A 23,817-nucleotide genomic window follows, 5' to 3' on the forward strand; every position below is an offset into this window, starting at 1 on the left:
ACCGATTCTCCCAGACCCGCCGCACCGGCACGCATCCCGCGGAGATTCCGGACCGCGGCGGCCACGGTGCGTGGTGATCGGGAACGGTCCACGCAGTCGGTAGTGTTGGGGCATGTCCACCCCAGCGCCGGCCGGCGACCGACCCCTCGGTCGCCCCGACGTGCCCACGCCCCCCGGCGGGGCGCCGCTTCGGGTGGATCCATCGCGTATCGCCACGGCACCGGCCGCTGCCGCACACCTTCCGGTCGTGGACGAGACGTCCGCCGGCGGGCTCGTCCTCCGGCCGACCCCGGGCTTCACGTCGACCCCCACCGGGTTCGATGCCGCCGTGCTCCTGCGCCGCAACCGCAGTGGCCGGATCGAGTGGTGCCTCCCGAAGGGACACCTCGAGGGTCAGGAGACCCCGGAGGAGGCCGCGATCCGTGAGATCCGCGAGGAGACCGGCATCCGTGGCTCGATCCAGGTCGACCTCGGCGTCATCGACTACTGGTTCACCGGTGAGGACCGCCGTGTGCACAAGGTGGTGCACCACTTCCTGCTGCGCGCCGACGGCGGCTCGCTCACCGTAGAGAACGACCCCGACGGTGAGGCCGAGGACGTCATCTGGGTCGGCATGAATCACCTACCCGACAAGCTTTCCTACCCGAACGAGCAGCGACTGGCCGCCGTCGCCGCCGAGCGCCTGGGTTCGTCACCCGAACTGCTCGCGGCCCTGCGATCCGGCATGTCCCACCTGGAGACACCAGACCTCCCATGACGCAGCATCACGGTGCCCGACGGCGTCGCGCCCGCACCACCGCAGGAGTCCTCACCGCATGCTTCACGCTCCTGGGTGGCTTCGTGCCCGTGAGCATCGCGTCCGGCACCGCCACGGCCGAACCGGTCGCGGCGGGCTCGGCCGGCGGAACGACGGCGGCCGTCGCCCCGAGGACCATGGCCACGTCCTTCTCCCGAGGCACCACGTCCGCCGTCGTCGGCCATCAGGATGACGAAGTCACCGACCCTGTCTCCGTCGAGCTCGAGTCCCTCTCCCCCACGGTGGCCCGCCCGGGCGATCAGGTGAAGGTCACCGTCCGGGTCACGAACACCACGGACCAGGCGCTCGACGGCCTGTCCGCCGGGCTTGCCGTCAATGCCGTCGCGCTCACGCAGCGCTCGACGCTGTCCGCGTGGGAGTCCCTGTCGCTCGCCGACCGGGTCGCGGCGAGCGGTCCTGGCGCGCGCGACCTGGGCCGGCTCGGCCCGGGGAAGTCGACGAGCCTGCAGCTCACGTTCCCCACCGCCACCTACACCCTGCAGGGCTGGGGTCCTCGCGAGCTGTCGGTCGAGGTCCGCGACGCGTCGGCCCGGGTCGGCGTCCTGCGGACGTTCCTCATGTACGACGACGGCGTGGCGCACGCCGGGCAGGTACCGATGCGGCTCACGGTCGCCGCGCCCGTGACCGCAGGGATCGTCGACCCTGCGGACCTGGAGGGAGCCCGGCTCCGGCTGGCGCAGGAGGCCGCCGAGGAGGGACGGCTCGACCAGATGCTCGAGGTCGCGCGGACGGGCAAGATCTCACTGGCGGTGGATCCGAACGTGATGGGGCTGGCGCGCTCCGCCGACGACGACGAACTGCGGTTCTGGGGTTCCGAGTTCCTCGCGGCTACCCAGGCGACCAGCACCTTCGCGCTGCCCGCCTGGGACCCGGACATCGGCGCGCTCACTCACGCCGACGTCTCGCAGGGTCGCATGCGCGGCTTCCTCAACACGCCGGTGATCGACGCGTGGAAGGTTCCGGAGTCGTGGGAGAGAGGCCTCGCATGGCCGGCGGACGGGGTCGCGGACCGTGTCACCGTGGCGGCCGCCACCTACGCGGACCGGCCGAACGTGGTCCTCGCGAACGGCACCTTCGCACCCACGACGCTGGACGTCGCGGAGAGCCGCGCGGATGTGGGCCTCAAGAACGGGACCGCGCGGACCGTCGTCGCCGACACCACACTGACCCAGGTGTTCACGAACGGGACGGACCTCGCGCCCGCCCTCCGTGCGGCCGAGTCGGCCGAGGCCGACGACTCCGGCTCGAGCGGTGTCGGAGGTCCCACCACACCCGAGCACACGGGCGCGGCCTCGGCGCAGCGGATGCTTGCCGAGACCTCGGCGATCGTCGCCCAGTCGACATCCGGCCGGCCGCATGCCCTCGTCGCGCTCGGCCGCTCCTGGTACCCCGACGCCGACGCCGTCGACACGATCCTCGCCGCACTGGCCGACGCCGCCTGGGTCGAGGTCGCCCCGCTGAAGCAGCTGGTCGCCTCCGACGCGTCCCCGGTCGAACGCACGCCGTTGCCGTACGAGAAGCCGGCGAAGCGGGAGCTCGGCACCGGAAAGGTGAGCCGCATCGACGAGCGCCGCACGAGGATGATCAACTTCTCCTCCATCGCGGACGACCCTGACGAACTCCGCCGGAACTCGTTGTGGCGCCTGGTCAGCCCGTTGTCGGTCGCCTACCGTGCCGACCCCGATCAGCGGCAGGTGGCGGTCGACGAGGGAGTCAGCTACACACAAGATCTGTTCGATGCCGTCACCCTCGTTCCCCGTGAGGGGATCAACCTGATCTCGGACCGCGGCGATCTGCCGATCCGCGTGCGGAATCGCCTGGACACCGCGGTGACGGTGACGGTCAGGCTGCAGCCGGACAACCCGCGTCTGACTGTGGCGCATCCCGTGAGCGGGACCGTTCCCTCGGGCCAGGAGATGGATCTGCCGATCCCCGTCGAGGCGATCGGCTCCGGCGACGTCACGGTGACCGCAGAGCTCCTCGCGCCGTCGGGCGATCAGCTGGGTCCGGAGACCGAGTTCGAGGTGCGGGTGCGCGCGGGATGGGAAGAGGTCGGCACCTGGGTCGCCGCCGGGCTGGTCGGGCTGCTGTTCCTGGCAGGAATCTGGCGTACCGTACGGCGCGGGCGTTCCCCGAACCGGGCCACGGTCGAGGACGTCGAGGCGGCGACCGGTGAGATCGAAGCCACGGCCAGGTCCACGGACGCGGCCGGGCCGACGGCGGCGGGCGCCACGCAGCGGACGGAATGACACCCCGGGGGCAAGCCCCGGGCGGACGGGAGAGAACCCCACATGACCTCACAGGCCACCGGCAGCCGCGGGCTGGGACGCAGTTCGCTGGTGATGGCTGCCGGGACGGCAGTCTCCCGGCTGGGCGGGCTCGTCCGGAACATGGTGATGGTCGCGATCATCGGCAGCACCGGTCTGGTCGCCGACGCGTTCGACGTCGCGAACAAGCTGCCCAACGTCCTCTTCGCCATCCTCGCGGGCGGCATGCTGAACGCCATCCTGGTGCCGCAGATCGTCCGGGCGTTCCAGGCGAGGAACGCCCAGGAACGCCTCGACAAGCTTCTGACCCTCGCCGGCGTCGGCATCCTCGCGCTGACCGCCGTGCTCACCGGGGCGTCGTCGATCATCGTGTGGCTCTACACGGACCGCTGGACGGAGGAGCAGCTCGCCCTGGGCACGATCTTCGCGTTCTGGTGCATCCCCCAGCTCTTCTTCTACGGGCTGTACACCCTGCTCGGGCAGGTGCTCAACGCACGCGAGCAGTTCGGCCCGTACATGTGGGCGCCGGTGGCGAACAACATCATCTCGATCATCGGCTTCGGGTTGTTCTGGGTGATCTACGGCAGCGCACCGGAAGGCGGCATCAACGAGATCGGCTCATGGGACACCCCCCGCACGATGCTGCTCGCCGGCACCGCCACTCTCGGCATCGCGTCGCAGGCGCTGGTGCTCCTCGTGCCGCTCATGCGCTCGGGGTTCGTCTGGCGGTTCCGTCTCGGGTACCGCGGGATCGGGCTGCGGTCGGCCGGGTCGGTGGTCGGCTGGACCTTCGCCGCCGTCGTGCTCGAGCAGCTCGGCGTGCTGTACCTGACGCGTGTCGCGTCCGGGGCCGGCGCGGAGAACGCGGTCACGGGCGAACTCGCCAACGCGGCGGCCGGTAACGCCGCCTACACGCAGGCGCTGATGATCTACCTGCTCCCCCACTCGCTCGTCACGGTCTCCATCGCGACGGCACTGTTCACCGGCCTGAGCAGGGCCGCCGCGAACGGCGAGACCGACAAGGTGCGGTCCGACCTCTCCCTCGGCATGCGGACGGTCGGGGTCTTCACGATCTTCGCCACCGGGGCGTTCGCCGTGCTCGCGGCTCCCCTCACGGCGCTGATCGTGCCCACGGCGGGAGCGGAGGGCACGGCGGCGATCGCACCGGTTCTCGTGGCGCTGTCCCTCGGGCTGATCCCGCTGGGCGCGATGGTCCTCATGAAGTGGGTCTACTTCGCCTACGAGGATGGTCGCGGCGTCTTCTGGATCACCGTCCCGGCAACCGTCGCGCTCGTGCTCGGGCTGATCGCCGCTCAGATCTGGCTCCCGCGCGAGCACTGGGTCACTGCTGCAGGCGCCTCGTTCGCACTCGCCAACTGGGTGACCTGCGTGCTTCGGACGCGGGGCCTGCGCAGGATGCTCGACGGCCGGATGGACGGCCGACGTGTCCTGCTGCTGCATTCCTCGGCGCTCCTCGCCGGCCTCATCGCCGCCTGGGCCGGCTGGGCGCTGTACCAGTGGATCGGTGGGTTCGACGCGCTCGACTTCGAGAGCGGAGTGGGCGCCACGTTCCTCAGCGGCCTGTGGATCAGCGCCGTCTGCGGCCTGGCGATGCTGGTCGTGTACGTCGCGTTGCTGAAGCTTTTCCGGGTGCGCGAGCTGGACACCCTCCTGGTGCCGCTCCGCCGCCGCCTCGGTCGTTGACGGACCTGCACGACGGCGACCGTACGTCGTCGTGCACAGGCTGTGGACGAACCTTGCCGAATCGGCGGATTGCCGCCCGTCGCCGCGTAGCATGGCGGGCAACGAATCCGCCGTCGTCGACGGCCGTCTGAGCAGCGAGGGAGGCAAGAGTGAGCATGCCCGGACCCGGCGATGTTCTTGTCGACCGCTACCGCCTGGGCTCCGAGCTCCGGACCGACCTCGCGGCGGCCGTCGCATGGGAGGCGCACGATCAGGTACTCGGCCGCCAGGTTCGACTGCACCTCGTGAGCGGCCCGTGGGCCGCCGATGCCCTGGACTCGGCACGCCGCGCCGCCCTGGTGGCGGAACCGCGGATCAGCCGTGTGCTGGACGTCGGTACCGCGGTCGTCGGATCCTACGTCGTGACGGAACCCTACCCGGGTCAGACGCTCACCGAGATCGTCTCCCGGGGCCTGGTCGACGAGCAGCAAGCCCGCGCGATCGCCGGCGAGGTCGCATCCGCGCTCGCCGTCGCGAGTGCCCGAGGCGTGCATCACACCGTGTTGCGGCCCGAGGCGATCCGTATCGAACACGACCGGGTGGTCGTGACCGGTCTCGGCCTCGACGGCGGTCTCGCCAGTGGGGAAACCCTCAACCAGACGCCCGCGGCCGGTGACGCGCAGGGCGCGCTCGCACTGCTCTACTACGCCATGACGGCACGCTGGCCCGGCATCGAGCTCGACGCCGACTGGATCACGAAGGACACCGTGATCCCACTCCCCGCACGCCGGGACGAGGACGGCGCGCTGGTCCGCCTGTCGACGCTCGTGCCGCACGTGGACCCGTCGATCGACACCCTGATCAGCCGCGCATTCGACCCTTCCGCAGAGGGGAACGAGTCCCGGACTCCGGACGATGTCGTCGCGGCGCTCGAGCCGTGGGGCGGGCTGTCGGTGCTGGCGTCCCTGCCCGCGTTCGTCCAGCAAGAACCCGAATCGACCGAGCGGCAGACGCCCCCAGCGCCGCCGGTCCGGAGGCCGGTCGTGACCGGCCGGATCGCCAGAGCCGAGGAGGCCTCAGCAATGTCATCCGTCCCGCCCGAGGGAGTTCCCCAGGGGTACCCGCCATCTCACGCGCCGGTACCGCCGCCTCCACCGGGCTACCAGCCCCAGCAGCAGACCGCTCAGCAGACCGGTTATCAACAGCCGCCGCAGTACGCTCCGCAGCAGTACGCCCCGCAACCGGTCTACGACCAGCAGTATCCGCAGGCGTACGAGGCGCAGTACGCGGCGCAGCCTCAGGCGGCCCAGGCTCCGCCGGGCTACGAGCAGCAGTACTACGACCAGAACCAGGGATTCCAGACGCAGCCCGCCCCGAAGCGGGGCGGCGTGAACCCCACGCCGATCGTGCTCGGCGTCGTCGGTGTGGCGGTGATCGCAGGCCTGATCTGGGCGGTCATGGCGATCATGGCCCCGTCGGACCCGACCACGCCCGTCGGGGTCGGGGCGGAGGACGGGACCGAGAGCACCGAGGACGGAGCCGAGGGCGGCCAGGGTGCAGACTCGGGCGAGGGTGAGGAGGACCAGGCGCCTGAGACCGAGGCCCGGCCGGTCATCACCGGCTCCACGCTCGTCGCTACCGGCGGCGCGCCGGTGGAGGGCGACGACGCCGACTACCCGGAGACCGCCTCGCGGGTGTCCGACGGCGACCCGACGACGTTCTGGTACACCCGTACGTTCGCCTCACCGGACTTCGGCGGGTTCAAGACCGGCACCGGCGTAGCCCTCACGCTGCAGGAAGCCGCCGCCGTGTCGACGATCGAGCTGTCCACGAACAGCGAGGGCGGCAACGTCCAGATTCGCGCGACCACGCCCGACGACCCTGCCGGCGGCCAGGTGGTCGCCGAGGGTCCGGTCTCGGCGAACACGACGTTCACTCTGGACGAGCCCGTCGTGGGTGAGTCGTTCGTCATCTGGTTCACGGCGCTGCCGGAATCGGAGCCGCTGCCTGATCTTCCCGACCTCAAGTACCGGATCGAGCTGAACGAGGTCACGCTGAGCTGACCCGCCACGTCTCCAGCTGTCAGGTGAAGGGTCGTCCTCGAAGGGGCGGCCCTTCACCGTATCCGGCGCTCTCGGTCGCCGCTCGCAAGGGGGACGTCGGGCACTCCGGAGGCGGGCTCACCACGACGTCGCTGTATTGACAGACTTCGATATAGTCGGGTGTGCCGCGCTTCACGCGCCCAGGAGCCCGGATCCCGCCGTCGGCTGGAACACTGGAAGCCCCATCTGTGTTGACCCGGGCGAGACTCGAGGAGAAGACGTTGACCGAAGAGCAGACCATCCACGATGTGGTGATCATCGGGTCCGGCCCCGCCGGCTACACCGCCGCTGTCTATGCCGCGCGTGCGGGCCTGGCGCCCGTCGTACTCGCCGGCTCCGTGACAGCGGGCGGTGCGCTCATGAACACCACCGACGTCGAGAACTTTCCCGGATTCCCCGAGGCCGTCATGGGGCCCGATCTCATGGACAAGATGCGCGCGCAGGCCGAGCGCTTCGGCGCCCAGGTGATCTGGGACGACGTCGAACAGGCCGAACTGTCCGAGGACGCCAAGGTCCTGACCACGGGCCTCGGCGATGTGTATCGTGCGCGCACCGTCATCCTCGCGACCGGCTCCGCGTACCGTGAGCTCGGCCTGCCGGACGAGAAGCGCCTCTCCGGACGAGGCGTCTCCTGGTGCGCGACGTGTGACGGCTTCTTCTTCCGCGACCAGCACATCGTCGTCGTCGGCGGCGGAGACTCCGCCATGGAGGAAGCCACGTTCCTCACCCGCTTCGCATCGAAGGTCACCGTGGTGCACCGGCGCGACGAGTTGCGCGCCTCGAAGATCATGGCGGACCGAGCGCTGAACGACCCGAAGATCGAATTCGCCTGGAACAGCGAGGTCATCGGGATCAGCGGTGAGGACAAGGTGGCGTCGGTGACGCTGCGCGACACCGTGACCGGCGAGCAGCGTGAGCTCGACGCGACGGGGGTGTTCGTCGCGATCGGTCACGAGCCCCGTACGGACCTCGTCAAGGGCCAGGTCGAGCTCGACGAGAGCGGGTACATCGTCGCCGAGGGCCGGTCCACGCGCACGAACCTGCCCGGCGTGTTCGCGAGCGGCGATGCCGTGGACCACATCTACCGGCAGGCCATCACCGCGGCTGGCTCTGGTTGCGCGGCCGCACTCGACGCACAGGATTACCTCGACACGCTGAACCACATCGCCAACTCGGCCGCCTGAACGGCCCTCCAGATCCGCAAGATCCAATCATCTGAGGAGAAGACCATGAGCACCGTCAAGGTCACCGACAACACCTTCAAGAGTGAGGTCCTCGAGTCCGACGTCCCCGTCCTCGTGGACTTCTGGGCCACGTGGTGCGGACCGTGCCGCATGGTCGCGCCCATCCTGGAGGAGCTGTCCGAGGAGTACGGCGGGAAGATCAAGATCGTGAAGCTCGACACCGACGAGAACCAGGCCACGGCGATGGCCTACAACGTCGTGTCCATCCCGACGCTCAACGTGTACCAGGGCGGCAAGGTCGTGAAGTCGATCGTCGGCGCACGCCCGAAGCGTGCGCTGACCGAGGAGATCGAGAGCGTCCTCGCGTCCAGCGCCGCCGACGGTTCGGTCTGATCCGACGCGGCTTCGTCTGATCGACGCGGCGCGTTCCGCACGGCAGAAGGCCCGGGTTCCGATCCTTGGATCGGAACCCGGGCCTTCTCTCTGGCACGAAGCGGCTGGGCGGGCGCTGAGCCCGCCGGCGTGGAGCCCGTCGGTGCGGGACGTCAGCGGTCTCGCGCGAACCTACTCCCGGGCAGAGTCGTCCGAGTCGGCGCTCTTCAGCAGACCGGGGTCCTCCGGGGACAGCACTCCCAGAATGCGGTTCAGGTCACTGACGTCCGAGAACTCGATCGTCATGCGCCCCTTGTTCTTCCCGAGTGCAACCTTCACGCGCGTCTCGAAACGGTCGGAGAGCCGCGTGGCGAGTTCGTCCATCGCCTCCGTGCGAGCCCCGGCCCTCGGCGCCTTCCGGGCCTTGCTCCCCTTCTCGGAGCCGTCGGCCATCATGACGAGTTCTTCGGTCGCACGGACCGACAGGCCTTCCGAGACGATGCGCTGAGCGACGCGCTCGATCTCCGCGCCATCGGTGAGCCCGAGCAGCGCACGAGCGTGGCCCGCGCTGAGCACGCCGGCCGCGACCCGGCGCTGCACCAGCGGCGGAAGGCGGAGCAGGCGGAGCGTGTTCGAGATCTGCGGCCGGCTGCGTGCGATCCTCGCGGCGAGTTGCTCGTGGGTGCAGCCGAAGTCGTCGAGCAACTGCCGATAGGCGGCGGCCTCCTCCAAGGGGTTCAGCGCCGCACGATGCAGGTTCTCCAGGAGCGCGTCCCGGAGCATGTCGCCATCCTCGGTGTCGCGAACGATCGCCGGGATCGCGTCGAGGCCCGCGGCCTGCGTGGCACGCCACCGGCGCTCACCCATGATGAGCTCGTACTTACCCGGGTCCTCCCTGTCCGGCCGGACGACGATCGGCTGCAGGACACCGATCTCCCTGATCGAGTCGACCAGCTCGTCGAGTTCGCCGTCGTCGAAGACGGTGCGCGGCTGCCGGGAATTCGGGCGGATGGCGGCGGGGTCCAGCTCGGCGAAGCGGGCGCCGGGGACAGGGACCAACTCCGCCTCGGTTCCACGTGAAACATACGAGTCGCCGTTCCCGAAGAAGGTCGAGTCGAGGGCCGTCTCGCCGGACGCCCCCTCTCCCGACACCGAGAGACGCCCACTCGCGATCGCCGTGTCCCAGTTCTCGGTGCTGTGGCGGCCGATGCCACGGCTCCTGGTTTCCACCGCAGCACCCTGCGCCGCCGACGTCGCAGGAACGGACCCCGAGGACCCATCCGGCGTCGTCGCCCTGCCCCCCGTGCCCTCCGTCAGCCCGACACCCGTGTCCGCCTCGCCGGAGGCCGGCATCGCGTCACTAGCGGGGCCGTCACCTGCCGGCAGCGTCGCGACGGCCGTGGCTGCACCCAGCGCGCCTTCCTCCTCTTCGGGACCCGTCGGGATCAGGGCACCGAGACCTCGGCCGAGACCTCGCCTCTTCGCGCTCATCGCTTCTCCTCGTTCTTCTCCGCCGTGCCACGACCCGCGCCGTGCTCGGGTCGCTCGTGCTCCGCTCCGTTCAGGGCCGCATCTCCTGCATCGGCACCGGCCGGCGTGGGCTCGACGCACCCTGGCCACGCTCGGCGAGCTCGCGTGCCGCTTCAAGGTACGCGAGGGCACCGGTCGACGTCGCGTCGTAGGTCATGACCGTCTGGCCGTAGCTCGGGGCCTCGGAGATCCGGACCGATCTGGGAATAGTCGTCCGGAACGTCTCCGACGGGAAGTGCGACCGAACCTCTCCCGCGACCTGCTGGGCGAGGTTCGTCCGGCCGTCGTACATCGTCAGCAGGATCGACGAAACCCTGAGGTCCGGATTCAGGTGTGACCGGATCAGGTCGATCGTCTTCAACAGCTGGCTCAGTCCTTCCAGCGCGTAGTACTCGCACTGGATCGGGATGAACACCTCACGACCACCTACGAACGCATTGACCGTCAGCAGGCCGAGGCTCGGCGGGCAGTCCACCAGCACGTAGTCCATCTGCGGCTCGCCGGCAGCCTCCCTGTCGGCGAGGTACCTGTCGATCGCCTTTCGCAGCCTCGTTTCACGTGAAACGAGGGAGACGAGCTCGATCTCGGAGCCCGACAGGTCGATCGTCGCCGGTACGCCCCAGAGGTTCTCGATGTCCGGGCACTGCTGGACCGTGTTGGCGAGCGGTTCGTCCTCGACGAGGATCTCGTACACCGAGGGAGTCCCTGCACGGTGTTCGATCCCGAGCGCTGTCGACGCGTTGCCCTGCGGGTCGTTGTCGATCACCAGAACGTTCAGCCCGGACAGCGCCAGGCCGGCCGCGAGGTTTACTGTCGTCGTCGTCTTGCCGACCCCGCCCTTCTGGTTCGCCACCGTGATGACGCGGGTCCTCGACGGACGAGGGAAGGTGCGACCTTGCAGTTCGATGCGACGCCGCGCATCGATCGCCAGCTGCGCCGCCAGGGGGGTGGATTCGTCGACGGCGGGAACCGACGCGATCAGAGCCTCTCGGCGCTCATCGTCGCCGTCGTACCCGCCATCCGTGGACTCTGGTTTCGAGGGCACACCACCGCCGGACGTTTCACGTGAAACGCCCGGGGCATGGAGCCCTTGCACAAAGATCGGATCGGTCACGCTGACACTGTAATCCGTAGACGTGTCGCCGTGGCCGGACTCGCCTGAACTTTCCACAACATCGCCTGAAGTCCGGGCAGGCTCACCACCGGGTTCACGCCCGTGAAGTTCGTCAGGGTGAAACCGCACCGTCGTCACGCCCGCAGCCGCCTCGAGGGCAGCCGCCATGTTCACCCTGTTGGTGGGATCGGGCGCCACGCCGGTCGACTCCGGTTCCAGATCGCCTGGATCCCCGGTGGCCGATCTCGCGCCAGCGTCGGCGTTGATGTCGCTGTCGGCTTCGCTGTCGGCTTCGCTGTCGGCGTCGGCGTCGGCGTCGGCGTCGGCTTCAGCTTCAGCTTCAGCTTCAGCGTCGACATCGGCGTCGGCGTCGGCCAACACGGTCTTCACCGTCAGCAGCGCCGGGGTAGCCGCCACGAGCAGTTCCCCCGCCTCCGTAGCGGCCGCGGCTTTCACAGCGACCGATGAGAACGCCGCGAGTCCAGCCGATCCCGGAAGCCTGCCCGGAGGCAGATCCGCCGAGACTTCGCCGGCGTCGCACGCTGGCCTCGTATCACCCGCCGGCGCCGCGCCTTCCGTGCCAGACACCTCCGCCTGGACTGCCCTGTCGTCCGCGCCAGACACCTCCGCTTCGAAGGCAAAATGCCCGATCGGGAGCTCGTCCGCCGCGGCTTGCGACACCGAGCCCTCGGCAGCCGCCTCCGACGCTTCAGGCCCTGCACCCGGCCGATCCCGGTCCTCGACAGTTTCACGTGAAACATCTCGCGGGACGGACAGATCCATGCTCCGAGCGCCGACAGAGGCCTCATCTGCCGCCGTTCGCACATCCCCCAGACCCTCGACCGAAGCGCCCATTGCTCGCTCCGGGCTTGCCGATCGCTCCGGGTCCGTCGATCGCTCCGCGCCCCCTGATGACTCCCCGTCCACTAGCGGCTCTTCGTCCACCGACGACTCCTCGTCAACCGACGAGTCACGACCCTCCGACAACCCCACATCCTCCGCCGGCATCACGCTTCCTGGCACCGTCGAATCACCGTTCCCCCCTGTCTCGGTCTGACCTGCTCCGGCGACCTCACGATCGCCCTCGACTCCGGATCGCTCGGCAACAGCCTTTGCATCCGGTCCGGCGGAACGTGCAACCAGCCGGCCTGCGCCCTTCGCCGCAGAGGCCGGTTCGACATCGCGCCGACCGAACCGCCGCTTCAACCATCCCCAGAGTGAGAGCACATCGCTCACGCTAAGCAGGTCCGCCGCGCCCGCACCTCCGAAACGCCGATACCAGCGAAGGCCGATAACGCCCCGGGGCGCGTTTCACGTGAAACGGTCGAGCCTCGTCGCCGCCAGCCCTGTTTCACGTGAAACCGTACGACTACTTCCGCCGCTCGATCCGGACCACGGTCGTCGCTTCCACGCCGTCCACGGTCTCCCCCGGGAGCACTTCCGGCTCCCCCGCACCGAACTTGCGCAGCACCTTCCGCGCCCCCTCGAACTCCTCGCGCACGTTCCGCCCCTTCAGCACAACCAGCTCCCCGCCTACTCGCAACAGCGGCATCGAGACCCGGACCAGCTTCGACAACGCGCCCACCGCCCGTGAGGTCACCGCGTCCACCTCGAAAGCCCCTTCGTACTCCTCGGCCCGACCGCGTTTCACCACGATGTTCGACAGCCCGAGCTCTCCCACCACCTCCGTGAGCCACGCGGTACGTCGTTCCATCGGCTCCACCAGGAACACCTCGGCATCCGGCCGCATGATCGCGACCACCACTCCCGGCAGGCCGGCCCCCGACCCGACGTCCGCCATCGAACGAGCCTTGGCGAGGTACGGAACCACCGCGGCCGAGTTCAAGATATGCCGTTCCCACAACCGTGGCACTTCACGCGGCCCGATCAGCCCGCGCAGCTCGCCCTGGTCCGTGAGCATCCGTGCGTACCCGCGCATCGTCTCGTACCGGTCCCCGAAGTACTCCCGCACCGCATCGCTGCTGCCGAGAGTCTCTGCGTCCAGTACCTGATCGTCCATGTTCTCCACGCTCTCAGTCTCCATCACTCGACCGCTCGCCCGCGTCGCGTCCCCGCCCGCGATCGCCGTCGTCCCGAGCCCGACCTTTCCACCGAGACGGCCGAGGGCCGGTGCGTGGTACGCACCGGCCCTCGGCCGTCTCGTCGCCCGGCACGCCCGCCGGGCTCCGCCCTACTCCGCCACGCCGGCTGTCTCGGCCGGCACGTCGGCAGTCGACTCCGCGTGCTCCGTCGCGGGGTGGATCACCACGTACCGGCGCGGCTCCTCGCCCTCGGAATCACTGACCAGCCCGGCCTCGGCGACGACGTCGTGCACGACCTTCCGCTCGAACGCGTTCAGCGGTTCCAGCGCCACCCGCTGCCCGGTCTCCCGCACTTCGGCGACCGCCGACTCTCCGAGCTTCGTCAGCTCGGCACGCCGCGCCGCACGGAAGCCCGCGACATCGAGCATGAGCCGAGAGCGCTCGCCGGTCTTCACCTGCACCGCGAGCCGGGTCAGCTCCTGGAGCGCGTCCAGCACCTCGCCGTCCCGCCCGACCAGTCGATCCAGCTCGTCACCGCCGTCCTCGGAGAGCACCTCGACGGCGGCTCTGCCGAAACGGATGTCCAGGTCGATGTCGCCGTCGAGGTCGGCGATGTCGAGCAGCTCCTCGAGGTAGTCGGCCGCGATCTCGCCTTCTTCCTCGAGGCGGGCAGTACGGTCGCCGGTCTCCGAACCGCCTGCTGTGGACTCGCTCATCGCACTCCTCCTACTTCTTCTTCCGCTTGCCCGACGGCGAACCGCCGGCAGGCCTGGTCTTCGCCTTGCTCTTGTTCCCGGCGGGCGTACCGTTCCGGGACTCCTCCGCCGTCGTCGTACCCGCCGTCGGGGACGCCTCCGACGAGGCTGCCACGGGATCAGGCGCGCCGTCATTCTCCGACGGCTTGCCGGACGGCGCCGCCTGTGCGGTCGCCACCGGCTGCCGGGGCGTGCCCTTCCGGCGGTCCTTGCGCTTGGGCTGGACCCGCTGGCCGCGCGGCTTCGGCTCGAGCACCTCGACGACCTCCTCCGGAACCGGCTCGCCCTTCTTGAGCGCCTTCTCCTTGGCCTTGCGAGCCTTGCGCTCCTGCATCTCCTTCTCGGCACGCGATCCGGGGGCCGGCATCCGCTTGATCGTGTAGTACTGCTGGCCCATCGACCACAGGTTCGTGACCGTCCAGTAGATCAGGACACCCACGGGGAAGTTCACGCCCGAGATCATGAAGATCACCGGCAGCATGTAGAGCATGATCTTCTGGGTCTGCGCCATCGGACCCTCGAGCGCCGCCGGCGGCATGTTCTTCATGGTGAGCTGGCGCTGCGTGAAGAACGTGGTGGCGGACATCGCGATGATCAGCGCGGCGATGACGATCTTCGCCGTAACGGACGAGTCCTGCATGAAGATGTCGGACAGGTGCGCGCCGAACAGCGTCGACTGCTCGATGTCGGAGGCGACCTCCTGCGAGATGGGCGTCAGCGGCTCCGCCGCGCCGTCGGCGATCGGCTTGAGCCCGCGCAGGACGCTGAACAGCGCGAAGAAGATCGGCGACTGCAGCAGCAGCGGCATGCAGGACGCGAACGGGTTGGTCCCGTGCTTCTTGTACAGGTCCATCGTCTCGCGCGTCATGGCCTCGCGCGACGCCGGGTCCGTCTTGCCCTTGTACTTCTTCTGCACGGCCTGCAACTCGGGTTGCATCATCTGCATCCCGCGCGACGCCTTGATCTGCTTGAAGAAAAGCGGGATGAGCAGGATGCGCATCACGATCACCAGCATCACGATCGCGAGCACCCATGCGATGCCTGGGCCGTCCGGCAGTCCGAGGAACGTGAGCAGCTCGTGCGAGCCGACCATGATCCAGGACACGCCTTGCTTCAGCCAGACCCAGAGGAAAAAGTTCTCCATCGGTCTCAGTCACTCCTGATTGTTGCGGAAGTCGGGGGTACCGGGGCCGCTACCCGGCAGGCACGCGTGGCGGCCCAGAGACCGTCGTCGTACGCGGATGTTCTGCACGAGCACTGCTCAGTGCATGTGCGGCGCAGCGTGCGCGACGTCGTCGTCCGAGGCCCTTGCCCGACGACGGCGGTCGCGCGCGGGCGGGACATCGTCGACGCCGCCCAGGCTCCACGGGTTGCAGCGCAGCAGGCGCCAGAGCGCGAGACCCAGCCCCCGGAGCGCACCGTGCCGGCGCAGCGCGATCACCGCGTACCGCGAGCATGAGGGGTAGTACTTGCAGGTGGGACCGCTCATCGGAGAGATGAAGGCCTGATACACGCGGATCATCCCGACCAGCACGATCACAGGGATGTCCCCGAGACGGCTACCGGACGACTCGGGGCGGAGTGCCGCGAGCCGGAAGCCATCGGTCCAGGAGGTCATGCTGTCGTTCCGCCGTTCATGGAGTTCACCGGCTCCGTCACCGTGCCGGTCCTCGGACCGGCTGCGCCGGCTCCCGTCAGAGGCAACGGCCGTCCGGCCCCGCGGGTTCCCCGCGTGGCCTTCCGGACCGCGCGGTCCAGGCACGAACCGAGGTCCTCGTCGAGGTCGTGGTACGACGCCGCGGCCGACGGCGGCAGTGCCCGCACCACCACGCGGACGCCGGGCGGAAGCTCATCCACGTGCGCTGCTGCCGACGCGCGGATGCGCCGCTTGACCTTGTTCCGGTGCACGGCGTTGCCGATCGCCTTGGAAACGACGAGACCGACCTGTGGCGGTTTCACGCTGCCGCCACCGGGGTCGGCGAGGAGATGAACCACCAAGGTCGGTCGTCCCGCACGCGTGCCGCGGCGCACCGTCCGTTCGAAGTCGACGGAACGGCGCAATCGGTGCGCCGCTGGCAACACGATCAGGCGGAAAGCTTGGCGCGGCCCTTGGCACGCCGGTTGGCGAGGATCGCGCGGCCGGCGCGGGTCCGCATGCGCAGACGGAAACCGTGCGTCTTGGCACGACGGCGGTTGTTCGGCTGGAAAGTCCGCTTGCTCACGAGGTACTCCTGAAGACGTCGGGAAGGGCACAACCTGTCCTCGACGAAACAAGTCGATGCAGGGGCGAGTGCCGATGCAGAGTTCGTTCGTCCGGCCGATACTGACATCGGCCGGGCTGCCGACCCGGGGTCCGGCCGCCCAACCCGGCAGATCACCGGCAGCGGGCGCGCGAAAGTACCTGGAACGGCTGTCTGACGTTACGCTTTCGGGCGCCCTTCGGTCAAACGCGCCCGGCGCTTCGTGGTGTCGCACTGGCCACACAGAAGACGCGGGCACCCGCCCGTCGCGACCGTCGAGCGGCCGTCGCATAACCCTCGTCCACATTATCCACAACCTGTGGACAACTGTGTGGACGGTGCCTCATCATGGCAGACTCCAGGAGTCCACCGCGCTACGAGATGAGATCGAGCGGACGGGCTCCGCGCCCCCAGATGCAGTGACCGTCCCGCACCCTCGCGCGACCCGACCCGTAAGGAACGACCGTGGCCGACCCGGACGACAGCCTCACCGATGTCTGGGCAAAAGTCCTGACCACGCTCGAGGCGCGTCCCGACATGAGCCCCCGGCAGCTCGCCTTCATCCGGCTGGCGAAGCCGATGGCAGTGGTCAACGACATGGTCTTCGTCGCCGTCCCCCACGAACAGACGCGCACATACCTCGAGACCGCGGTCCGTGACGAGCTGTCGTCCGCCGTCTCCGAGGTACTCGGACGCGACGTGCGCTTCGGCATCACCGTGGACCCCGAGCTGAGCAGTTCCTCGCTCGCCGGGCCGTCGCAGATCTCGCACGCCCCGACGAGTCTCACGGACGAGGCCCCCGAGCCGGCCGAGGCGCAGATGCCGGTCGCACCTCAGCCGGCCCCGAAGCCGACGGGCGAGCAGACACGGCTCAACCCGAAGTACATCTTCGAGACCTTCGTCATCGGCTCGTCCAACCGGTTCGCGCACGCCGCCGCGGTCGCCGTCGCCGAGGCGCCGGCCAAGGCCTACAACCCCTTGTTCATCTACGGCGACTCAGGGCTGGGCAAGACCCACCTGCTGCACGCGATCGGGCACTACGTCCACAACCTCTACCCGCACATCCGCGTGCGGTACGTGAACTCGGAGGAGTTCACGAACGACTTCATCAACAGCATCGGCGAGGGCAAGGCCGGCTCGTTCCAGCGTCGGTACCGCGACGTCGACGTGCTCCTCATCGACGACATCCAGTTCCTGCAGGGCAAGGAACAGACGATGGAGGAGTTCTTCCACACGTTCAACGCGTTGCACAACGCCAACAAGCAGGTCGTCATCACGTCCGACGTCCCGCCCAAGCAGCTCAGCGGCTTCGAGGACCGGCTGCGCTCCCGCTTCGAGTGGGGGCTGATCACCGACGTCCAGCCGCCCGACCTCGAGACACGCATCGCGATCCTGCGCAAGAAGGCCGCGTCCGAACACCTGGACGTACCCGACGAGGTCCTCTCCTACATCGGCTCGCGGATCTCCACCAACATCCGCGAGCTCGAAGGGGCGCTCATCCGCGTCACGGCGTTCGCCAACCTCAACCGGCAGTCCGTCGATCTCACGCTCGCCGAGATCGTCCTCAAGGACCTCATCACGGACGACGACGACACCGCGGAGATCACACCTGCCGTCGTCATCGCACAGACCGCGGCGTACTTCGGGCTGCCGATCGAGGATCTGTGCGGCACCTCACGTTCGCGCGTGCTCGTCACCGCGCGCCAGATCGCCATGTACCTCTGCCGAGAACTGACAGAGCTCTCCCTGCCGAAGATCGGCCAGCAGTTCGGCGGGCGCGACCACACCACGGTCATGCACGCGAACAAGAAGATCGCTGGCCAGATGGCGGAACGCCGATCCACCTACAACCAGGTCACCGAGCTCACTGCGCGGATCAAGCAGCAGCATCGCGTGTCCTGAGGCGCGTTCTCACCTCTTCTTGACCTATCGGTCCTATTTCCACGACGTCACGCATCACGTCGTCGCGCACGCCTGGTTCACATGCGCTGGCCTGCGTCGATGCGACTCTGAAGCGCCTCGATCCACATCTCCACAGCCCTGTGGATTCTCATGTGGATAACTTCGGGCCGTCTCGGTGACCCCATCTCCACAGGTTTGTGCACAATGAGATCCGCAGAATCTCGCGGTTCGCGACTCTCTATCCCCAGGGGTGTGGACAGGATCTGTGGATAACCACGGTTGGCGGCCCTCCATGCGGAAACCCCCCTGTGGATGAACCTGTGGAAGACATGTGGACAACCTCCCGAAACCTGTGGGCAACGAAGCCTGAACTGTGGATGGCCTGTGGGTAAAAATCGGCCGTCCACATGGACCCCTAGTTTTCCCACAGTTGTACCCACAGGTTGTCCACACCCAAGAACCATGTCTGACCTGCGGAAACAGCGGTTATCCCCAGTATCCACAACCCCTACTACGACGACTACAGATGTCTAAGAAGGGGAAATCAGCACGCCTTCATCAGGCTCGAGGGCCGAATCTAACCCGATCGAACATTAGTGCTAATTGGGGTCGGTGGGCAACTACCTCGCCACGGAGCCCTCCTCCCCGTCGTCAACGTCAGTCACCTCGCGTAGGCTCTGGCAGGTACGGAACGAGGTTCTGCGAGGGAGATGGAACGGCATGAAGTTCAGGGTCGAGCGTGACGTGTTGGCGGACGCCGTCACCTGGACGGCGCGTACGCTTCCCACGCGACCTCCGGCACCAGTCCTCGCGGGTGTGCGGATGGAGGCGGATCCGTCCGGCATCCTCAACCTCGCCAGCTTCGACTACGAGACGTCAGCCCGTTCGGAGCTCCCGGCCGAGGTCGCCGAGCCCGGGACGGTCCTCGTCTCCGGCCGCCTGCTTGCCGAGATCTCTCGCGCACTCCCCAGCAAGCCTGTGGATGTCACGCTTGAGGGCAGCAAGGTGGTCCTCACCTGTGGCGCGAGCCGCTTCACGCTGTTGACGATGCCCGTCGAGGAGTACCCCGCACTGCCGGCGATGCCGGAACTGAGCGGGACCGTACCGGGCGAGGCGCTCACGGCCGCCGTCACGCAGGTGACCGTCGCCGCCAGCCGGGACGACACGCTCCCCCTCCTCACGGGCGTCCGCGTCGAGATCGAGGACGAGAAGATCACCCTGCTGGCCACGGACCGCTACCGCCTGGCGCTGCGCGAACTCACCTGGACCCCGGCAACTCCGGGCTTCTCCGCGGTCGCTCTGATCCGCGCTCGCACGCTGAACGACGTCGCCCGATCTCTCGGCGCCGGCGGCGGTGCCGTGAACGTCGGGCTGTCCACAGGGAGTGGGGTCGACCTGGTCGGCTTCGAAGCCGGCGGACGCCACACCACCTCGCAGCTCGTCGACGGCGACTATCCGCCGGTCCGGCGGCTCTTCCCGGACAGCTCGCCGATCCACGCCGTCGTCGCGACGGCTCCGCTCATCGACGCGGCCAAGCGCGTCAGCCTGGTGGCCGAGCGGAACACGCCGATCCGTCTCTCCTTCAGCGAGGGCCAGGTCGTGCTCGATGCCGGCCAGGGGGACGACGCCCAGGCGTCCGAGGCGCTGGAAGCGGTGCTCACCGGCGAGGACATCGCGGTGGCGTTCAACCCGCAGTACCTGCTGGACGGACTCGGGGCCCTGGGTACAGACTTCGTCCGCCTCTCGTTCACCCACCCGAACAAGCCGGTGGAGTTCACCGGGCAGGACTCGCTCGACGGCGAGGACGACTCGACCTACCGTTACCTGCTGGTCCCGATTCGCTTCACGGGCTGATTCGCGCTCCGGGGCGGTGACGCGCTCTTCCGCCCACTCGTGCGTGCACGATGCCTGTGGAGAACTTTCTGGAGGAATACATGGTCAGCCACATCGGCCTGGTCGGTCTCGGCAAGATGGGCAACAACATGCGGGAGCGCCTCCGTCGCTTCGGCATCGACGTCACCGGCTTCGATCCGCGTCCTGAGGTTTCGGATGTCGCGTCACTCGCCGATCTGGTCGCGGCGCTTCCGGCACCACGGATCGTCTGGGTGATGGTCCCGGCGGGTGCTCCGACGCGGGGCGTGATCGACGAGCTGGGTGGTCTGCTGGCCGAGGGCGACATCGTCGTCGAAGGCGGGAACTCCCACTACGTGGAGGACCAGGAACGCGCCGCCGAGCTGGCGGAGCGCGGCATCGGGTACGTGGACTGCGGCGTCTCCGGCGGTGTGTGGGGCCTGGAGAACGGATACGGCCTCATGTGCGGTGGCGAGGTCGCGCATGTCGAGACGCTCATGCCCGTGTTCGACGCGTTGCGTCCCGAGGGACCGCGCGAAGAAGGCTTCGTGCATGCGGGAACCGTCGGTGCCGGCCACTTCGCGAAGATGGTCCACAACGGTATCGAGTACGGCCTGATGCAGGCGTACGCCGAAGGCTATGAGCTGCTTGCTGCCAAGAAGGACGTCGTCACCGACGTGCACGGCACGATGAAGGCATGGCAGCGCGGCACGGTCGTCCGATCGTGGCTGCTCGACCTGATGGTCAAGGCCCTCGAGGAGGACCCCGGTCTCGCGGGCCTCGACGACTGGGTCGACGACTCGGGCGAGGGACGCTGGACCATCGACGAGGGTGTGGACAACGCCGTGCCGCTGCCGGTGATCTCGGCTGCCTTGTTCGCCCGGTTCGCCTCGCGCCAGGAGTCCTCGCCGGCGATGCGCGCGGTCGCGGCGCTGCGCCAGCAGTTCGGCGGGCACGCGGTGAAGAAGGCCGAGTAGACCGCTGTACGTCTCCCACTTGAGCCTCCTCGACTTCCGCTCCTACGCGAGCGTCGACGTGGAGCTCGAACCAGGGGTCAACGCGTTCGTCGGGGCCAACGGCCAGGGCAAGACCAACCTTGTCGAGGCTATCGGCTACGTCGCGACCCTGGGCTCGCACCGCGTCGCCGCCGATACACCGTTGATCCGAGCCGGCGCATCGCGTGCGGTGGTGCGCACGCGCGTCGTCCGGGGAGACCGGGCGAGTACGGTCGAGCTGGAGATCACGCAGGGCAAGGCCAACCGAGCACGGATCAACCGTGGCCAGCCGGGCCGCGCCCGCGACGTGCTCGGCATCCTGCGAACGGTGCTGTTCGCCCCCGAGGACCTGGCGTTGGTCAAGGGCGATCCCGATGGCCGGCGCCGATTCCTCGACCAGCTCATCGTGCTGATGGTCCCCCGGCTCGCAGGGGTGTTCGCCGACTACGAGCGGGTGCTCAAGCAGCGGTCGGCGCTGCTGAAGTCAGCCAGGGCGGTGCGCCGTTCGGGTGGCTCCGACCCGGCCGCGCTGGCGACGCTCGACGTGTGGGACGGGCGCCTCGTCGAACTCGGCGCGGAGATCGTGTCGCTCCGGCTCCAGCTCGTCGACGCGCTTCGGCCGATCGTCGGGGCGGCCTATGAGGCGGTTAGCGAGGGCAAGGGTGAGGCGCGGATCGAGTACCGATCGTCGTCCACCGTGCCTGTGGAAAACTTTCGAGCCGGCGGTGCGCCCGGCGGTCCTGGAGCGGCCGGATCGATCGACGCGCCGATAGCGTCCGGTGGGTTAACCGCCGGAGACGGACCGCCGTCGGACGAGCCCTCGGACGGGTCCGGAGGCTCGGGCAAGGACCCGTCGTCGGCAACGTGGATCCGAGCGCAGATGACGTCCGCGCTCGCTGGCGTCCGGCAGCAGGAGCTCGACCGCGGTGTGAGTCTCGTGGGGCCGCATCGCGACGATCTGCTCCTCACTCTCGGCGATCTGCCGGTGCGGGGATATGCGAGTCACGGCGAGTCGTGGTCGTTCGCGCTGGCCCTGAGATTGGCGTCATTCTGGCTGTTGGGAGGCGTTGCGGAGCTGGATGCGCCGCCGCCTTCGGTGCCCGCGTTCTGGGACCCGGACCACGGTACGGATGCCGACCCGGTGCTCATCCTCGACGACGTCTTCGCGGAGCTCGACACCCGTCGGCGGGAGCGTTTGGCGGAGCTCGTACTGCCCGCCCGGCAGGTGCTTGTCACGGCCGCAGTGCCGGATGATGTGCCCGCGTCGCTGAGTGGGGTGAGGTTTCACGTGGAACCAGGAGCGGTCACCCGTGAGTGACAAGAATGTGTCTCGCGAGCCAACCAGGGGTGACGACGGAGGCCGTCGTGGAGCCCGCCACGCCCCCGAAAGTTATCCACAGAACGCTGTGGATAACAGTGCGGCGCCGGACGGTTCGGAGAGCTCCGGCGAGCCGTCGCTGACCCCGCCCGAGGAGGTCGCTCGAGCAGCCCTCAACCGCGCCAAGGCAGCGGCCCGGGCGAAGGGACTGCGCCCGGGTTCACCCGCGCGCAGGTCGCCTCTCGCCGAGCCGCGCCAGGAGACGCAGGGCAAGAACGCACGCGACCCGCAACTCCTGGGCTCCGTGGTCGGCCGGCTGCTGCGCGAGAAGGGCTGGACGCAGGACGTCTCGGTCGGCGGGGTCGTCGGGCGTTGGCGCGACGTCGTCGGGGACGACGTCGCGGAGCACTGCACCCCGGTCACCTTCGAGGACCACGTGCTCGTGGTGCGTGCCGACTCGACCGCCTGGGCGACGCAGCTGCGGATGCTGGTGCCCCACCTGCTGCGCCGGATGGCGGAGGAGATCGGTGAGGGCGTCGTCGAGGAGGTCTCGGTGCTGGGACCTGCCGGGCCTGGATTCCGGCGCGGGCCCCGGGCGGTTCGCGGGCCGGGGCCCCGGGATACGTTCGGCTGATCCTCGCCGATAGGCGAGCTGTCCGGCCCCGAGCTGTCCGGCCCGGAGTGGCGTTCCCGCTCCGGGCCGGATCGTGGCGCCGGCGCACGCAGGACCAGGACAACGATCAGGCCCCTCACCCGGAAGGGCGAGGGGCCTGATCGTTGACTGCTGCAGCGGACGGCGAGAGGTCAGTTCTTGGCCATGCGCTTGCGAGCGACGACCAGGGCGATGCCGCCACCGACGAGGAGAAGCGCGAAAGCCGCCGCGCCACCGACGGTGGCACCCGTCGCGGCGAGGACCGGCGGGTCCTCCTCGTCAGCCGGCTCGGACGGCGAGGGCGAGACCTCGGGCGTCTCCGACGGGGACGGAGTCGGAGACGGGGCCTCCTCGCACTCCTCCTCGACCAGGAGGAGTGCGGCGGGGAACAGCACGGAGCCGTCCTCCTGCGGAGTCCAGGCTCCGAGGTCCTCGATCCACTCGTACTCGTCCGACGCGAGCGCGGCGACGACGCCCGTCTCGTTCTTCGAGTAGTTCACGGAGCCGGTGTTGTCGGGGACGACGACGTCGTCCATGGTCACTGCGCAACCGGCGACGACCTCCGGCGTGGCCGGCGAGATGACCTCCTTCGTCGGAGGCTCGGCGCAGGCTTCGACGGTGTCTCCATCGGAGTAGTCGTACTTGTCATCGTCGTATGCGTCAACGACCACAGACCAGGTGTGGTCGACCGTGTCGTCGTCGAACGGGTAGTGCTTGACGAAGTTGCTCCACGTGTTATCGGGGAACTCGGTCGATTCGACCACTTCTCCGTCGATGGTGACCTCGACGGAGCCGCCGTAGTACGACTTGAGGTCGACGTAGAGGCCGGTGCAGTCGGCCTTGGTGTCGGGGATGTGAGCAGATGCGGCGGGGGCCATGGCGACCATCCCACCGAGTGCGACGGCGGTGAGAGCACCACCGGCGAGGAACTTCAGGGCTCCGGCAAAGTCATGACTGGAGGAGTGTGCGGACGGGTCGGTTGAGGTCTCTGGA

At 68.7% G+C, this 23,817-nt stretch carries 19 protein-coding genes and 1 pseudogene; 11 read left to right on the top strand and 9 right to left on the bottom strand.

The features are described 5' to 3' along the window. Window positions 1–112 precede the first annotated feature (112 nt). The 6 genes from ACYVK5_RS12585 to trxA all read left to right on the top strand — a co-directional run bounded on the left by ACYVK5_RS12585 (window position 113) and on the right by trxA (window position 8,446). Window positions 113–757, top strand: a complete 645-nt coding sequence (locus ACYVK5_RS12585; RefSeq protein WP_460705403.1) for an NUDIX hydrolase — start codon at window positions 113–115, stop codon at window positions 755–757. Then, complete coding sequence (locus ACYVK5_RS12590; protein ID WP_460705405.1) at window positions 754–3,066, top strand: DUF6049 family protein; 2,313 nt, start codon at window positions 754–756, stop codon at window positions 3,064–3,066. Before ACYVK5_RS12585 ends, ACYVK5_RS12590 begins: the two co-directional genes overlap by 4 nt. Window positions 3,067–3,108: 42 nt before the next feature. Further along, a complete protein-coding gene (gene murJ, locus ACYVK5_RS12595; RefSeq protein ID WP_460705407.1) occupies window positions 3,109–4,788 on the top strand; it encodes a murein biosynthesis integral membrane protein MurJ in 1,680 nt (559 codons plus the stop codon). A 155-nt stretch (window positions 4,789–4,943) separates the two neighbouring features. Next, a complete protein-coding gene (locus tag ACYVK5_RS12600; RefSeq protein WP_460705434.1) occupies window positions 4,944–6,830 on the top strand; it encodes a protein kinase family protein in 1,887 nt (628 codons plus the stop codon). Window positions 6,831–7,090: 260 nt separating this feature from the next. Further along, complete coding sequence (trxB, locus tag ACYVK5_RS12605; RefSeq protein WP_460705409.1) at window positions 7,091–8,053, top strand: thioredoxin-disulfide reductase; 963 nt, start codon at window positions 7,091–7,093, stop codon at window positions 8,051–8,053. 45 nt (window positions 8,054–8,098) lie between these two features. Then, window positions 8,099–8,446 carry a thioredoxin gene (gene trxA, locus ACYVK5_RS12610; RefSeq protein ID WP_460705411.1) on the top strand — a complete coding sequence of 116 codons (348 nt, stop codon included), beginning with the start codon at window positions 8,099–8,101 and terminating at the stop codon, window positions 8,444–8,446. 171 nt (window positions 8,447–8,617) lie between these two features. Here the strand turns inward: trxA and ACYVK5_RS12615 are convergent, their stop codons facing one another. The 8 genes from ACYVK5_RS12615 to rpmH form a co-directional block, all read right to left on the bottom strand. After that, window positions 8,618–9,916: a ParB/RepB/Spo0J family partition protein gene (locus tag ACYVK5_RS12615; RefSeq protein ID WP_460705413.1), complete on the bottom strand. Its 1,299-nt coding sequence runs from the start codon at window positions 9,914–9,916 to the stop codon at window positions 8,618–8,620. Window positions 9,917–9,986: 70 nt separating this feature from the next. Then, the gene (locus ACYVK5_RS12620) at window positions 9,987–12,296 is read right to left on the bottom strand and encodes a ParA family protein (protein ID WP_460705415.1); all 2,310 of its coding nucleotides are present in this window, start codon (window positions 12,294–12,296) and stop codon (window positions 9,987–9,989) included. 142 nt (window positions 12,297–12,438) lie between these two features. Next, complete coding sequence (gene rsmG / locus ACYVK5_RS12625; protein WP_460705417.1) at window positions 12,439–13,113, bottom strand: 16S rRNA (guanine(527)-N(7))-methyltransferase RsmG; 675 nt, start codon at window positions 13,111–13,113, stop codon at window positions 12,439–12,441. Window positions 13,114–13,260: 147 nt separating this feature from the next. Then, window positions 13,261–13,827 (bottom strand): Jag family protein, encoded by a 567-nt coding sequence (locus ACYVK5_RS12630; RefSeq protein ID WP_460705419.1) that lies wholly within the window; start codon window positions 13,825–13,827, stop codon window positions 13,261–13,263. A gap of 10 nt (window positions 13,828–13,837) precedes the next feature. Further along, window positions 13,838–15,010 (bottom strand): membrane protein insertase YidC, encoded by a 1,173-nt coding sequence (gene yidC, locus ACYVK5_RS12635; protein WP_460705421.1) that lies wholly within the window; start codon window positions 15,008–15,010, stop codon window positions 13,838–13,840. A gap of 117 nt (window positions 15,011–15,127) precedes the next feature. Continuing rightward, window positions 15,128–15,388 (bottom strand): membrane protein insertion efficiency factor YidD, encoded by a 261-nt coding sequence (gene yidD / locus ACYVK5_RS12640; RefSeq protein ID WP_460705436.1) that lies wholly within the window; start codon window positions 15,386–15,388, stop codon window positions 15,128–15,130. Between the two features lie 92 nt (window positions 15,389–15,480). Continuing rightward, entirely contained in the window at window positions 15,481–15,948 is a 468-nt protein-coding gene (gene rnpA, locus ACYVK5_RS12645) for a ribonuclease P protein component (RefSeq protein WP_460705423.1), read from the bottom strand. Between the two features lie 2 nt (window positions 15,949–15,950). Continuing rightward, window positions 15,951–16,088, bottom strand: coding sequence for a 50S ribosomal protein L34 (rpmH, locus tag ACYVK5_RS12650; protein WP_068270888.1), 138 nt, complete (start codon window positions 16,086–16,088; stop codon window positions 15,951–15,953). Between the two features lie 483 nt (window positions 16,089–16,571). On the opposite strand from rpmH, the gene dnaA reads away from it, so the two are divergent. The 5 genes from dnaA (at window position 16,572) to ACYVK5_RS12675 (ending at window position 22,806) form a co-directional block, all read left to right on the top strand. Further along, window positions 16,572–18,008 carry a chromosomal replication initiator protein DnaA gene (gene dnaA, locus ACYVK5_RS12655; RefSeq protein ID WP_460705426.1) on the top strand — a complete coding sequence of 479 codons (1,437 nt, stop codon included), beginning with the start codon at window positions 16,572–16,574 and terminating at the stop codon, window positions 18,006–18,008. Between the two features lie 720 nt (window positions 18,009–18,728). Continuing rightward, window positions 18,729–19,862, top strand: a complete 1,134-nt coding sequence (gene dnaN, locus ACYVK5_RS12660) for a DNA polymerase III subunit beta (RefSeq protein ID WP_460705428.1) — start codon at window positions 18,729–18,731, stop codon at window positions 19,860–19,862. Window positions 19,863–19,942: 80 nt separating this feature from the next. After that, window positions 19,943–20,836, top strand: a complete 894-nt coding sequence (gnd, locus tag ACYVK5_RS12665) for a phosphogluconate dehydrogenase (NAD(+)-dependent, decarboxylating) (protein ID WP_460705430.1) — start codon at window positions 19,943–19,945, stop codon at window positions 20,834–20,836. 4 nt (window positions 20,837–20,840) lie between these two features. After that, a complete protein-coding gene (gene recF, locus ACYVK5_RS12670; RefSeq protein ID WP_460705438.1) occupies window positions 20,841–22,172 on the top strand; it encodes a DNA replication/repair protein RecF in 1,332 nt (443 codons plus the stop codon). A gap of 88 nt (window positions 22,173–22,260) precedes the next feature. After that, a complete protein-coding gene (locus tag ACYVK5_RS12675) occupies window positions 22,261–22,806 on the top strand; it encodes a DciA family protein (RefSeq protein ID WP_460705432.1) in 546 nt (181 codons plus the stop codon). 170 nt (window positions 22,807–22,976) lie between these two features. On the opposite strand, the pseudogene ACYVK5_RS12680 reads toward ACYVK5_RS12675, so the two are convergent. Further along, a pseudogene (locus ACYVK5_RS12680) lies at window positions 22,977–23,817 on the bottom strand (hypothetical protein); the annotation flags it as partial.

This window comes from Myceligenerans halotolerans (genome assembly GCF_054782975.1).

Excerpts from the sequence above, each read along its gene's own strand:
- ACYVK5_RS12585 (WP_460705403.1), top strand. The coding sequence starts at position 113 with ATGTCCACCCCAGCGCCGGCCGGCGACCGACCCCTCGGTCGCCCCGAC.
- ACYVK5_RS12590 (WP_460705405.1), top strand. The coding sequence starts at position 754 with ATGACGCAGCATCACGGTGCCCGACGGCGTCGCGCCCGCACCACCGCA.
- murJ (WP_460705407.1), top strand. The coding sequence starts at position 3,109 with ATGACCTCACAGGCCACCGGCAGCCGCGGGCTGGGACGCAGTTCGCTG.
- ACYVK5_RS12600 (WP_460705434.1), top strand. The coding sequence starts at position 4,944 with ATGCCCGGACCCGGCGATGTTCTTGTCGACCGCTACCGCCTGGGCTCC.
- trxA (WP_460705411.1), top strand. The coding sequence starts at position 8,099 with ATGAGCACCGTCAAGGTCACCGACAACACCTTCAAGAGTGAGGTCCTC.
- ACYVK5_RS12615 (WP_460705413.1), bottom strand. The coding sequence starts at position 9,916 with ATGAGCGCGAAGAGGCGAGGTCTCGGCCGAGGTCTCGGTGCCCTGATC.
- rsmG (WP_460705417.1), bottom strand. The coding sequence starts at position 13,113 with ATGGAGACTGAGAGCGTGGAGAACATGGACGATCAGGTACTGGACGCA.
- ACYVK5_RS12630 (WP_460705419.1), bottom strand. The coding sequence starts at position 13,827 with ATGAGCGAGTCCACAGCAGGCGGTTCGGAGACCGGCGACCGTACTGCC.
- yidC (WP_460705421.1), bottom strand. The coding sequence starts at position 15,010 with ATGGAGAACTTTTTCCTCTGGGTCTGGCTGAAGCAAGGCGTGTCCTGG.
- yidD (WP_460705436.1), bottom strand. The coding sequence starts at position 15,388 with ATGATCCGCGTGTATCAGGCCTTCATCTCTCCGATGAGCGGTCCCACC.
- dnaN (WP_460705428.1), top strand. The coding sequence starts at position 18,729 with ATGAAGTTCAGGGTCGAGCGTGACGTGTTGGCGGACGCCGTCACCTGG.
- gnd (WP_460705430.1), top strand. The coding sequence starts at position 19,943 with ATGGTCAGCCACATCGGCCTGGTCGGTCTCGGCAAGATGGGCAACAAC.